7 protein-coding genes are annotated in these 14,673 nt (G+C 34.9%); all 7 read right to left on the bottom strand.

Features of this window, described 5'->3' with window-relative positions; translation table 11 throughout:
- Nucleotide 1 precedes the first annotated feature (1 nt).
- The 7 genes from APR43_RS03355 to APR43_RS03325 all read right to left on the bottom strand — a co-directional run bounded on the left by APR43_RS03355 (nt 2) and on the right by APR43_RS03325 (nt 14,661).
- Nucleotides 2-691 carry a DUF3826 domain-containing protein gene (locus APR43_RS03355; protein WP_053471868.1) on the bottom strand — a complete coding sequence of 230 codons (690 nt, stop codon included), beginning with the start codon at nt 689-691 and terminating at the stop codon, nt 2-4.
- A 72-nt stretch (nt 692-763) separates the two neighbouring features.
- Nucleotides 764-2,473, bottom strand: a complete 1,710-nt coding sequence (locus APR43_RS03350; protein WP_053472031.1) for a polysaccharide lyase — start codon at nt 2,471-2,473, stop codon at nt 764-766.
- Nucleotides 2,474-2,611: 138 nt separating this feature from the next.
- On the bottom strand, nt 2,612-4,585 hold the full coding sequence (locus APR43_RS03345) for a RagB/SusD family nutrient uptake outer membrane protein (RefSeq protein WP_053471869.1): 1,974 nt from the start codon (nt 4,583-4,585) through the stop codon (nt 2,612-2,614).
- Nucleotides 4,586-4,604: 19 nt separating this feature from the next.
- On the bottom strand, nt 4,605-7,985 hold the full coding sequence (locus APR43_RS03340; RefSeq protein ID WP_053471870.1) for a SusC/RagA family TonB-linked outer membrane protein: 3,381 nt from the start codon (nt 7,983-7,985) through the stop codon (nt 4,605-4,607).
- 658 nt (nt 7,986-8,643) lie between these two features.
- The gene (locus tag APR43_RS03335; RefSeq protein WP_053471871.1) at nt 8,644-9,630 is read right to left on the bottom strand and encodes a pectinesterase family protein; all 987 of its coding nucleotides are present in this window, start codon (nt 9,628-9,630) and stop codon (nt 8,644-8,646) included.
- 382 nt (nt 9,631-10,012) lie between these two features.
- Nucleotides 10,013-12,028 (bottom strand): glycoside hydrolase family 127 protein, encoded by a 2,016-nt coding sequence (locus APR43_RS03330; protein WP_053471872.1) that lies wholly within the window; start codon nt 12,026-12,028, stop codon nt 10,013-10,015.
- Between the two features lie 173 nt (nt 12,029-12,201).
- Nucleotides 12,202-14,661 (bottom strand): polysaccharide lyase family 1 protein, encoded by a 2,460-nt coding sequence (locus tag APR43_RS03325; protein WP_053471874.1) that lies wholly within the window; start codon nt 14,659-14,661, stop codon nt 12,202-12,204.
- Nucleotides 14,662-14,673: the final 12 nt, after the last annotated feature.

Genomic DNA, 14,673 nt, shown 5'->3' with positions numbered 1-14,673 from the left:
ATTATTCTTTTGAAGTCGAATCTTTTACTTTACTTTTCTCTCTTTCTTCAATACGTTTGTGCCAGTCAGCACTTTCCTTGTTTAGATCGTAACCTTGTTTTGATAAATAGTTGTTGATTCTTCCTTTATATTTGCCAAACCATCCGTGTTTTTCTTTAGATGAGCCGCCGTCCATTGCATGTTCTCTGGCTTCTACTAAAGCTTTGTAGATATAGTCTTTTTGCTCTGCAGTTAAATTTGGAAGCATATCATTATAACCTGCAACAGTTATTGGAAGTACGCCATACGTCATTCCATCTTTAACTTCAGTAATTTTGTCTTCTGATAATTCTTTACCTAATTTTTTAAGGTAAGATTTATGCAGTTTTTCAATTGATTCGTCTGCTTTTGATTTCAGTTTATCAATCTTTTCGTTTTGTTTTTCTTTTGCTAAAGTGCTGTCGTCTTTTATTTTTTTGATTTCAGCGTCTCTTCCATCTTGAATTTCGCTTAAATCTCTAAATTGCTGTGCTACAATATTTGAAACTGATGTTTCTTTTTTAGCATCTTTTAAGTCTAATTTAGCAACTATTTTTGCTGCTCTTTCATTGGTAACTTTAATGTATTCAGGATCTAAATGCTGCTGCGCATTTAAAGCTGAAAATGCAAAAACCAACGCTAAAAAACTGATATTAAATTTTCTTAATGCCATCTTTTCGTGATATTTTAATATTTAAAAACATTCTCATTTCATTGCGAAACAAGAATGTTTTCAAAATGTTTCTTATTTTAAATCTAATATTGGTCTAACTAATGTTTCTTTATTATTAGCAAGATCTTTCCAGTTAACTTTTATTGCAGGGTTTACACCGTTGATGTAATCTTCAATATTTGTATATCCGTCTTCGTTTAAATCTCCTTGTGCATCAGATGGATCGTTTGGATTTAATCCGTATTTTTTCTCCCATGCATCCGGCATTCCGTCTTTGTCTGTGTCTACATAAGGTTTTCCTTTGTATTCCGGATATCCTCCAACTTGAGAAATATCTGTAATGATTCCTTTTTTATAAGAATCCATCGGTAAACGTCTGTGTTCGAATTGATAGAATTCTTTTTTCTCTAATCCTTTTGAATATTCAGGAACTCCTGTTTTTACTGTTCTTACGATTCTTTCGTCAACTTTATCTCTAATTGGCAAAGTTGCTCCAACATTTTTAAGTACAAATTCATATGATTCTTCTGCGGTCATGAATTTGTTGAACCATGGCATTGGGAAAGGTTTGTCTGCTTTCATTTTATCGAAATAGACTTTTGCTTCGTCATAAGACATTAATTCTCCTTTTTTATTTTCAAGTTGAATTCCGCCGTCCCAGTTGTCTTTTGTTACTTTTTCGTTATTGTTTACTACGTTTCCGTTTGCGTAAACTCTACCAAAAACCATATAAGGTAATTTGCTTCTTCCTGATTCTGGTTTTAAAATTCTATAGCTGATTGGCTGAGATAAATCGGTTACAGGACCTGGCTTGTAAAAGTTGTTGATGATGTTGTAATTTGCTGTATAATCACCTCCGTCTGTAGATCTGTTGTACCAGTTGAAAACCACATTGTTAACAAAATTGAAAATTCCGTTCCAACCAATAGAAGGGTTTCTTCCTGCGTTATTAGCCCACATATTTCTCATAAAGGAACAGTTTTCACCACCTAAAGTACTTCCGAAAGCGTGATTGTAAGTATCTAATGCTTCTCCAAATAAACTGTTTTGGATTGTAATATTTACGGTTCCTACTTTTATATCCGGATAACCTGGGCCCGGGCTGTAAATGTGTCTGTAAATTGACATATTTTCGTCTAATCCCCAAGTTGCTGATACGTGGTCGATCATAATGTTTCCAACAGGGTTTCCTCCAATTGCATCATCACGACGCCCAACGAAAGTTTCTCCTCTGCGGAAGCGCATGTGTCTGATAATTACGTCGTGTGTATCAATCCAAACTGATTCTCCTGCAACACAAATTCCGTCTCCGGGAGCTGTTTGTCCTGCAATTGTAATATATGGTGCACGAATAATTAATGGACTTTTGATTCTGATAATTCCTGAAACATTAAATACTATTATTCTTGCTCCTCCTTGTTCACATGCATCACGAAGTGTTCCTGGCCCGCGGTCTTCTAAACTTGTTACCGTGTACACTTTTCCGCCGCGACCTCCAAAAGTGAACATTCCGCCTCCTTCTGCACCCGGGAAAGCAGGAATTTCTGCCTGAGGTAAATCATTTGGACGAGATGCCCATGGAATATATGGTTTACCGTGTTTTGCTTCTTCTTCAATAACTACTAAAGCTTTCGCCCAAGCTTCATCAGAAAGTCTGTTTGCTTCATCTTTAATAGCTTTTTCCTGCGCCTGAACTTCTGCACTTAGCTTTGGATACTGAGCGAAACATTTTGCATTTCCCAAAAACAGGAGTGTCAAGATAAATAATGCGGAATTTTTCATGTTAATTTTGATTTTGGTAATTCTGTTTAAACAAATCACCTGCATCTAAGTAGAATACAGGTGAAGGTTTGTCATGTTTAATTTTGTTTTTTATTATTAGATATGCTTAATGATTTAGGGCAATTCATCGTGCTTATCTTATTCTTGATAATTGAATGTTCCAGCTCCTCCAAAATTATCATTCCAGCCTATTGTTTGTATTAACCATGGGTTAGAACTTAAAGCTGTTGTATTAAGACCGCTTATGTAATAATTTGGATTGAATTTAATTTTAACAGCAGCTCCACTAACATTATCCATTGGAGTAACTAAAGTAGCAAGTACAAAATTATCATTATAATATGCCGCTAAAGTACTTAACTGTGTTTCGAAATTAGCTGAATCCGGATCTGCAAGTATGCCTGCGCGTGATGCTGCTAAAGGATCAGCTGCAGTTGCAGTTGTTTTGTACTGCAGGTAATTTCCTGTTCGCTGAGTTCCATTAATAGGAGCTAAACCTAATTTTTGACAGCTGTTGCTTGTATTAGGTCCAAGTGGTTCATCGCTGTATAATTTCCAACGTTGTACATCCCAGTAACGTTTTCCTTCGTATGCTAATTCAACTCTGCGCTCATATAATACCGCTTCTATAGCAGCATATTTATCTGCCAATGTACCAATTCCATAATTGTTTGCTGCAGGAATACCTACACGAGCTCTGATTTTTCCTAAATAAGCTAAAGTATTACCTGTTTGTCCTAATGCTGCATAACATTCTGCAATATTCAATAATAGCTCTGCATAACGATATTCCATGATATCAGTTGGTGAATATGCATAATTTACTGCATTGGTTGCTGTTGTATTTGTCATTTTTCGAACAAATGCAGGGCTTGTTGATGTGGTGTTAAGGTCATTAAAATAAGGTTTATTCTTATTATCTAACCAACGGTATGACCATAGAACTGCATTAGAATTTTCTTTATACGCCCATTTAACTCCTGAGAAAGCAAATGTTCTGTAAAATCTTGGATCACGATTAAGGAAAAAAGTAAAATCATTATATCCATTTGCAGCAGTTGGTCTTGAACCATTCTTCATTGGAAACAAATCAATCATTTCTTTTGGAGCAGAAATACCACCGCTTCCTCCTTGACTTGGTAAACGAATCGATTTTTCCCAGTTGTTGTTTATGTTAAAATTGATATCACTATTTGAACTTGATAAAAGCTGAACAGTAATTGCTTCTCTACATTTAACATTATCAATTAAGAACATGTCATTCCATTCTTTAATTGAATTTCCATATAATCCGTAACCATTTTGTGTTAATACACTTTCTGCTGCCAATCCGGCATCCAGGGCTGCTTGCCAACGCTCATTTGAGCCATCCCAGCTTTTATTAAATAAAGGACTTGCAAAAGTTAATAACACACGAGATTTTTGAGCCAAAGCTGCACCTTTTGTAAAACGTCCATAATTTGCAGAATTCCAGTCTCCAGGCAATAAACTAGCGGCCATGTCTAAATCTGCCACTATTTGAGCCACTACCTCAGATACTTTTGCTCTTGGAAGTTTTATACTTTCATCATCAGTAGAAGGGTTCATAACTTTTGTAACAATAGGAACACCTCCATAAGTACGCATTAAATCAAAATATTGTATAGCACGCATGTAATACATTTGACCTTTTGCCTGATCACGGAATGTTTTATCTAAACTAGCTCCTTTTACATCAATATCCTCAATTAAATTATTGCATTCTCTAATTCTTGTATAGGCATTATTAACAAGACCAGTACCAATTTTAGCACCAAAATAATCTTTTGCTACATCAGGACTATTAAGTAGTTTACTTGGGTTAGTATAATCCTGAACTCCTCCCTGCTCTTCTGTTAGTTTGGTGTTTACATCATTATAAACCCCAATTACAGTTGATGTTGGTGATTTGAAAGCTGCAAAAAAATCAAAATATTGATTATCAACATATGCTTGTACACGTGCCTGACTTTGATAGAATGAATCATCATACTGTCCGATAGGCTTAACATCTTCCAGGAAATTATCGCTGCAAGAAGCACCTAAAACAAGTACAAGTGCTGAAAGTATATATATATTAAGTTTTGTTTTCATAATTGACATCGAATTTAAATTAAAATGATACGTTTAAATTAAACGACCATGATCTAAGAGTAGGATAACCTACAGAAGAATTGTCGTACATATTGCGATAATGATCTGGATAAGGGTTATAAAAATCCCAAAGATTATTACCGGTTACACCTAATGATATATTCTGTATTTTAGTTTTAGCCAAAGCTTGTTTAGGAATTTCGTATGCTACAGTTAAATTTCTAACAAAGCAGCGGAAAGTACTTATCTGCCAAAAATCAGAAGGGCTTAATACACCTGTTTGTGCTAAATTAGGATATTTACCATTTGGATTATCTGTACCGTACATATCATTCCAAAAAGTTTCACGAGCCCACATATTATTAGCGCTAGAAGTTCCCTGACTTACTAAGTCTACAAAATTTGCTCCTCCCCAAGATGTTGAAATTTGAGTTCTTAAAGAAAAACTGCTGTATTTCATTCCTAAATTGGTAGTAAATCCATATGTTCTGCTGCTGTTTGCCAGTTTAGCATAATCATTTCCTGCAAGAATTTGACCATTAGGCCCGCTAAGAGTTCCATCAGGATTAAGAACACCACCAAGATCCTGATAAGCTAATGAACCTTTTTGAAGTTTAGTAGGATCAGTTATGCCTAAATAACTTGGCGCAACACCAGCTGCAGCTGCATTTTGAGATAAATAGTTCCAATAATTAGTAACATCCTGATCTGTACGTAAAATACCGTCTCCTGTTGAAGTTCCATTCCATGTTTTGAATCCCCATACTGGATTAAATCCTTCTGAATATCCTTCTCTTCTTGTATTATTAGATGGAAGTAAATTTCCTTGATCTGGGAATTTTACAATTTTGTTATCTGCATAACTAAAATTCACTCCCACATCATAACTAAATTTACCTCTTTTATCACTCCAGTTAATGCTTAACTCAGATCCCCAAGCATCAACTTGTGCATAATTTTGTTCTGCAAATGCTCCACCAATAGCAATTGGTACACCGGTAGCACTACCCATATCTGTTAACATATCTTTTGTTATGTCATAATAGAAATCTGCTGTAAACTGCAATCTGCTTCGTAAAAAAGCTAAATCTAAACCAAGGTTATGCTTTAGCGTAGAATCCCATTTTGCATCTCTGTTTGGATTCACTTTAGGGGTTAATCCAGATCCTAACTGACCTCCATTTTCTCCAAACTGCCATCCTTTATTAACTGTAAGATCATAAAACTGATACCATTTCCATGGTTGAAGGTTATCTTTTCCTGTTTTACCAATAGAATAACGTAATTTAAAGAAATTTACCGTTGGCAGCATTCTTTCAAACCATTCTTCTTTAGAAGCTACCCAACCCAATTGAAGAGAAGGAAAAGTTCCCCAATAATTTTCTGGTGCAAACTTTGTAGAAGCATCACTACGTAAAAGGAATTGTAATAAATATTTTGACTTGTAGTTATAATTTAAAGTTCCAAAATATGAAAGTGTCGCATTGTTTCCTTTTAAAGCAGTAGAGTTACCTGTATCAACTGTTCCTGCTGTACGCCAATCTCCAAGGTAATCTTTTGGAGTATTTGTGTAAGCTAAACGTGTACTCTGCCATTCAGATTCAGATCTTTCTATACCAAACATTCCGCTAACCTGATGATCTCCGAAAGTTCTGTTATAATTTGCAAAAAAATCTGCTTGAGTACTCTTAGAAAAATTACTATTATAATAAACTCTCGCATTTCGAACGTTAGTATCTATAGCATAATCAATCATACCACCTACTTCTGGGTTTTTCTCAATAGCACTAGGATACGCTGCACTTGCAAGGTGATTATCTTGTAATTGATAATTCGTAATTCTTGCCAGGTCATAAGGCAGCTGAATTTGTTCAGAATAAGTTGAATTTTTTGTTCTAGCAAAAGTTGCTTTAAAAGACAAACCTTTAATAGCTTCTACTTTATAATTCAAAGAAGCATTTACATTGAAAGATGAATCATCTGTTGTTTGATGTGAACCATTATCCAGGTTAGCAAAATAATTCCATCCTGCAATATTATTATTTGCATTTGCACTTCCAAAATTTTTGTTTGTATTAGGAAATGGAGACATATAATATTGTTTGCCATCAACTGTAGTTTCCCACGGAATAAATTTTGGCATATGCACTAAATATCCATAATCAGCCTGCTCACCACCTGCTGCTGTTCCATAACCTCCATCACTGATATTCGCCGCTGCTTTAGTAAACGATTTATCGATAAATGCAGAAGTTCCAGAAATAGCCGCAGAGAAATCTAAATTCTTTGCAATTTTTGCATTAATTCCTGTACGATAATTCCATTTATCATATTTTTGATATCCAAGGTTTGCATCTTGCGTTAAATAAGTTGCTCCTGCGAAATAGGTAATATCTTCACTACCTCCACTTACGTTAAAGGAATGTTTTTGTTGAATAGCCGGCTTCCAAGCTTCTTTTAACCAGTCATAATTTAATCCTTTCATTTCTTCTAATTCCGCTGGAGAAAATAAGCTAGCCGGAGCAATAGTTGGATTTTGTCCTGTTAAAAACCTGTTGTTAAAAACTCCATATTCATAAGCGTTCATTGTTTTAGTATGGCTTACAGCATCATTAACTACAAATTGACTGTTATAACTAAATTTAGCTTTACCTGCTTTTCCTCTTTTAGTTTTTACAACTATCGCACCTTGAGAAGCACGAGAACCATAAATAGCAGCTGACGCATCCTTAAGAACTGTGATACTTTCAATTTCTGAAGGATCTAATCTATTAAAAGCATCTAACGTAGCTTTACCTGTTGCTGGATCAACCTGAACCATATCATCGATTACTACTAATGGTATAGTTGAGTTTCCATCTTTTGAGAAACCAAAAGTCTGACGAATTTGAATAGTCGCAGCATCTCCAGGACGTCCTGAACCTCCACTAACTGCAAGACCAGGAACTAATCCTTTTAATGCGTCGGATAAGTTGGTTACCGGCAAGTCCATTAAATCATCTGGTTTAATTGTTGCGATAGCTCCTGTAAGTTCTTTTTTCTTTTGAGTACCGTAACCTACAACAACTATATTTTCTAACTGGTTAGAATCTTCTGTCAATTTTGCGTTAACAACAATACGTCCATCTAATGGTATTTCTTGTTTTCTCATTCCAATGAAAGAAAAAACTAAAGTTGCTCCACTTTTTACTTTAATTTGATACTTACCATTGTAATCTGTGGTAACTGTATTTTTTGTAGATTTCTCAGTTACGTTTACTCCTGGCAACAGCCCTAATGAGCTATCTGTAACTGTACCTGTAACAGTTACGTGAGTGCTGTTTGTTGTTTGAGCATAACTCATCACACTCATCAGTGTAAACAAAAGAAAGCTACATCTCTTTAAAAGTGCTTGTTTCATAAATGTTTTTGTTTTGGTTAGGTTTTATTTTAGTGTTAGTTAGTCATGTTAAATGTGTTTCACTTAAAGATATCAAAAATTAAAAAAAGTTTAATAGGCTTTAAATTAAATGTTAAAAACACATTTATTTTGTATACCAAAAATATAACGATGACGAATTAGAACCGTCCTGTTCTATCCTGCTTTACTGGCATTATCTAAAAAAAACTAACTCAAAAAAACAATATTAATAAAAAAAAGAAGGAAAAAATAGACAAAATAGAAAAAACGAGTAATAAGTTTGAGTATAATTAAATAGAAGAACTGCTTTTAAAGCAAATGCAGAAGAATTAGCATTAAAAACAAAAAATAGCTGTTTTTTCTGCAAAAACAGGTACTGAAACACTGTATTTTAATGGGTTAAGTTTAGCTTTATTAAACGAAAAAAAGGCTCTTCTTTTTAGAGAAAAGCCTTTTTTTAAAGTAGAAATCTTACAACATGAAAACGTTTTCGCTTTACAAAACATTCCTTAAAATTTTACTAAAAAAATATTTTTTTTAAACGTAAAATCTGACCAATAAAAAAAATAGAAATGCTTTTTTGGCACAAAATCCAGAAAAAAACCTATAGTTATCAAATGTGGTAACAATTGAGTAGTAAAAAGTTTGAATCTAATCACTATTTATTTGGATTCCATCCATTTAAAACTAAATCCCGGTTGTATTTTTTAATATCTTCTTTTTTCAATTGATGCGACCAGGATACTCTTTGTGACAAATCTTTTGCGCTAGAACCTTTACTGCCGTATTCTGCATAATACGCTGTTTTATCTTTATCAGGAAATCTGGTATCAATCCATGCGTTCCAGCCTTCTGGTGTGATATGTGAACCAATATCCGTATTTATAAAAACGGTTTGCGCATAAGGCCTCCACGGTCTTCCTAAAAAAACTTTATCTACCGATTTGTCCTTTGCAGTAAGTTTACAATCTGTTAAAACAAATCCATATGCCTGACCTTGCGGAGTTGAAGCGGCTGTAATATAGGAATTCGCTAAACTTTCAATTGTACATTTATAAAAATAAGCTGTTGCCGCTCCGAAGATAAAATCGGTTGTACCATTTATAAAACAGTTTTCAAAATAAGCGCGGGTATTTTCCTGTGATAAAAATAACGTATCCTGATTTCCTAAAATATTACAGTTCTTTACAATAACCCGATCACTTTTTATATGCAGCGCCACTGCCTGTCCTACTCTTCCTGCCGTATTTTCAATGGTAAGATTTTCTAGCGTGCAATCGTTTCCTTTAATTAAAAAAGAATATGAAGTTGAAGTTCCAAAAGTTTTCTTTCCAGATGGATCATTTTCACGAAGCGGTTTCCCTGAAAAGTCATCAAATGAAATAATAGTTTTCTCTCTATCTGTTCCTTTTAAAGTAATGAATGTTTTAGAAGTCGGAATCTCTAATTTCTCTACGTACTTTCCTGGCTTTATTGTTATTACAACTCGTTTTTCTGAATTGTCCTTGACATTGTTTATCGCTTCCTGAATGGTTTTAAAATCTCCAGAACCGTCTTGTGCAACATTTAATGCTAATTTATTATCAAGCGTTTGAGCTGATATAGATAATGTTGTTAGTAAAAATAAAGCTAGAATATATTTCATGATTTTTTATTTAAGATTTTTAGATTGTAGAGACACACAGCAGTGCGTCTAAGTCACGTATACACATTCTTAAAAACACGTAAGACGCACTGCTGTGCGTCTCTACCGAAAATAAAACGAGAAATCGCATTATAAATTCCGCAATCTTAATCGCCAATCTTAATCGCCAATCTTAATCGCCAATCTTAATCGCCAATCTTAATCGCCAATCTTAATCGCCAATCTTAATCGCCAATCTTAATCGCCAATCTTTGTCGAGTTACGTGTGCGATTCCTCGTTCCTCGGAATGACAAACTGTACGATTAATAATCTTAGAAATTTAAAAATCCGTTTTTAATCCGTGTCTTTACGAAGTAAATCCGTTTCATCAGCGTACAAAATTTAATGCGACATCCAAACCGTCATTTCTCCTTTTCCTTTATTTCCCCAAGCAAAATACGGAATCAATTTTACCGATACCACAGTTGCATCTTTAGAAGAAAGCGGTTTGTATAAAGTTTTATTCCATGAATTATTAGAATTTAGAACCGCTTCAGCATCAATGCTGACTAAGTTTCTATTATTTAATGTAAAATTGTTAGTTGTAAATTTCGACTTCACATTTAAAGCCACATCATTTACGCTTATTTTCGCAGGAAGTTGGTCTGATTCTAAGCAATATACCAAAGGTCCTCTTTTTACAGCAACCTGATTTTTAACTTCTTCCACCAACGGATTAGCTTCCATTAATTCAACTGGCATCGGGAGATTCAATTCAATTACATCTCCTTTTTTCCATTTTTGGTTTAATTTCAGATAAGTTCCAGAAACGATTTTATCAGTAATTTTTGAATTATTAACTGAAATCGAAGCATTCTGACTCCAACCTGGAATTCTTAAAAAGAAATTTTGTAAATCTTTTGGAGCTTTTACGATTTTCAAGGTTATTTTTCCGTCCCAAGGATAATTGGTTTGCTGTTCGATTTCGATTTCTTCTCCATTTAAAGATTTTGTTTTCAATTGATTACTTCCATATAAATTAACGTACAAACCTTCTTTCGAAATATTGTAAGCATAATTTCCAACTTCTGCAATTGTTCTGGTTACGTTTGGTGCGCAACAGTTTGATAAGGCGATATACCCTTCACGCTCATTTCCCCAACGCTGATGAAATGGTAAATCATTAGAAACATTCAGCGGATTATTATAAAGGAATTTTTCTCCCTCTAAATCCATTCCTGAAAGAACGCTGTTATACAATGCCAATTCTACAATATCAGCATATTTGGCATCGCCCGTAATTTGAAGCATTCTCCAGTTCCATAAAACGTTTCCAATATTAGCGCAGGTTTCAGTATGTGCCGTTGCATTTGGTAATTGAAAAGGTCTTCCGTAAGCTTGGTGGATTTTCTGCACTACAGTTGGATCATAAGAAGTTCCGTCTGGCGAAACGCCGTCGTATAAAGAACCACAACCTCCAGTAATGTACATTTTACGATACGTTACATCATCCCAAATGGATTCTAGATTATCTAGCAATTTCTTTTCTCCCGTTTCAGCATATAAATCGGCAACTCCGGCGTAAAGATAATTTGCTCTTACAGCGTGCCCCATTGCAGTTGTCTGTTGTCTAAACGGAACTCTGTCCTGATTATCATCGGTTCCGTCATTTGTAGTTCCGCGAATATCGATTAGATTATTAGCTAATTCCAGATATTTCGGATTTTTAGTCGTTCTGTACATTTCGACAATTCCCATATAATGAGACGGACAAATCGCATTTCGGGCCAATTCTGGTGAAGCTTTTTTATAGAAATCATACAAGAAATCGGCAACTCCTTTTGCGATATTGAGGAAATTTGTTTTTCCGGTAGCACGATAATGAATACAAGCTGCAGTCATTAAATGTCCCATATTGTATTTTTCGAAACCCAATTGTTTTTTTACTTCTTCCGGGCCTAAAGTTCCCCAGCGTTCGTCGATTAAAACGGGTGTATGAATATAACCGTCTTTGCGCTGTACTTTCGCGAAAAGCGCAATAGCTTTATCCATTTCGGCATCCAGTTTTTTATCTTTTGTAACGGCATACGTTGCTGCCATTCCTTCAAAAATCTTATAGAAATCACCATCATGAAATGAAGGTCCTTTGAAAGTTCCTTTGCTTAAACCTGCAGCAATTTCGAAATTTTTATAAGCATGCGAAGTTTCATTATGATACAAATCCCACATATACGGCAAAGTATTTTTGGTTTCTACATCAAATTGTTCTTTCCAAAAACCCTTTGTCCATTTTACATCTTGTAAACCTACACTTTGCAGTTTCGAATACGGGCTTTCTGAATTCGCAACCAAACCTTTATTCTGTGCAAAGATTACGGTTGAAAGAAACAAACTTGAGATGATGATGTTCTTTTTCATTTTTTCTTATTGTGATGAATTTGTAACGCTGATGACACGGATTGCCTTTGGCAAAACGCGGATTTATACGGATTTTTATTTTGCCACGAATTACACGAATTTCCGCGAATTGTTTTTTACTATACTGCGTAAAAAATTAGTGAAAATTCGTGTAATTCGTGGCAGACTCTTTTCTACTTTACAAAGAAATTAATCGTTCTGCTCATTGAATCTCCGTCTGTATCTTTTACGGTTAGGACGAAAGAAGCGAATCCTTTTTCAACGGTTGTAAACTCAATTTCCTTTCCTTTTAAAACCACTTTTCCATTTTTAAGATCAGAGAAAGTATACGCCGGTTTATTTTCATAACCTTTGAAATAATCCGCAGCGTTTAAAACTTTCTTCTCTCCTGAATTTACAAAATAATGAGGCTGAGCAAGCCAATCTAAATAATTATCCAACTGCGTAAAACCGTCTTTATCTGTATCTTGATTAGCATCTGAAAAATCTCCCGCTTTTGAATTTTCATTTAAGCCAAAAGCTTTTTCCCACCAGTTTGGTAATCCATCGTGATCTGTATCCCAATCTGCCGGACGCGTTTCTGAAGCGAAATTTGGCCATCCGCCTGCATCTTGTTCATTATCTATCATTCCACCTAAACCACTTTTGCTTCCTTTAAAACTAAACGTTCCTTTTAAAGTTTCATCAATAATTCTGTTATCATGTTTATCAAAAAACGGCTGATTTGCACCAACATCTGAAAGTACATTTTTATAGGCCGCTTTCGCCGATTGTGTTTCTATATAAGAAGGAAAAAATGGCTTGTCAACAAATGTTTCATATTCTACTTTCTCATTATGGCTTATAGTAGATTTTCTCCCTTTTTCCTGAGATTTCTCATCAAAATAACCTGGCATTATATTACCGTTGAAATAATAACGCTGCATTCCTTTTCCAACTCCTTCGTGCTGCGCATTTAACGCTACAAATATTTTAGTCGAAGCGCCCGGTTTGTAATAATTATTTACAAAATTTACCTCGTTTGCACCACCGTCTGTAGTTCTTTGTCCCCAATTGTAAACCACATTATTTGTAATATCCAATCTTCCTGTATAATAACCATCTCCGTTTAAACCACCACCAATACTCCAGTTTCTTCCGTAATTATGAGCCAGTAAATTGTGATGAAAACTTCCAATATCACCGCCAATTGTAGCCGCAAATCCGTGCATTTTCCCAACTTCATATTTATCATGTCCAGCGACATTCAAAGCTTCAGAAATTAAAGTTCTTTGTAAAGAAATATGATGCGCACCACGCGAACTAAAAGATTCATCAATTGTCCAGCTGATAGAACAATGATCAATAATACTGTAATCAGCACCCGTTAATCCCATTCCGTCATAAGTAGTTCCGCCGCCAATTCTCACTTTTAAAAATCGGACAACGCCATCATTTCCTGTTAATCCAATTGGCGCTCTGCTGATCGTAATTCCTTCTCCCGGAGCAGTTTGTCCTGCAATAGTAATATAAGGCTGATTTGCCACTAATCTCGAAGCCAGTTTTATATTTCCCGAAACATTAAAAACAATTGTTCTCGGTCCAATTTCCTGATTGATTGCATCACGTAAGCTTCCCGGTCCATCGTCATTTAAGTTTGTTACTTCAATTACTTTTCCGCCGCGTCCTCCCACAGCATAACGTCCGTAACCTTCTGCTCCCGGAAAAGCCAATTGTGCAGGTTTAAACGACCAAACATTTCCTAAAGTTACCTGACCATTATTATCTACTTCATCCACTCTCCAGTAATAAGTTGTTCCTGAATATAAATCAGAAACTGAATATGATTTATCAGTCAATTTTCCTTTAAATTCTTTTGAAGATTCTGTTGCATTCTCTACCGCATTTTTATCTTCCCCAAAATACAACTTATGAAATGCCACATTTTTTACAGCATCCCATTTTAAAATCAAATTTTTACTTACTTCAACATGTTCGTCTCTGTTTCTTGGTTCCGGAGTACGCGCCTGATTCATCAAGTTTGGCGTATCAATTTCAAAACCATTGATTACAATCTGTTTTATAACTTCTGGATTTGAAGCTGGATCAATCTCAAAACGAACAATTACATCTTTGCCTGCTTCTGCATTAAAAGTGATATACGCCATCGCTGCATCAATTTTAGCATTGGCTCTTTGGCTTGCATTTACAGTCTGCTCAAACTTTCCGTTTACATATATTTTTATAGGCGAAAAAGTTTTTCCTGTAATTACATCAAAAGCATTATGAAAAGTCAAAAGCGTGTGTTTTCCCGCTTTTAATCCGCTGATTTTCATTTCTAAATTTTCAGCCGTAACCAAACCGTCGCTTCCTAATTTATTATAAAACGGAGCGTTCATCCCCACTTTATACCATTTTGAAGTAAAATTTCCTTTTAGTTTAAATGCTACATTATTAAATGTTTTTTCAGCTTCTTTTTGATCGCTGACAACCCAGGAATCATAACTTACATCATGAACTTCTTCCAATTTTCTTTGAAAAAAATCGAAGTCTACTTTTACAATTTGTTTATCAGTATTTTGAACTGATTGTGCTTGTCCGTTTGCTGTCAAAAGCATAGACAAAACTGCAGCACTTAGTAATTTCTTAATCATTTTATTTGGTAA

Source organism: Flavobacterium sp. NLM, assembly GCF_002210235.1.
In the GTDB taxonomy this organism is placed as follows: domain Bacteria; phylum Bacteroidota; class Bacteroidia; order Flavobacteriales; family Flavobacteriaceae; genus Flavobacterium; species Flavobacterium panici.
Note: the sequence above shows the minus strand (reverse complement) of the source record. Positions and strands in the feature narration are given on the sequence as shown.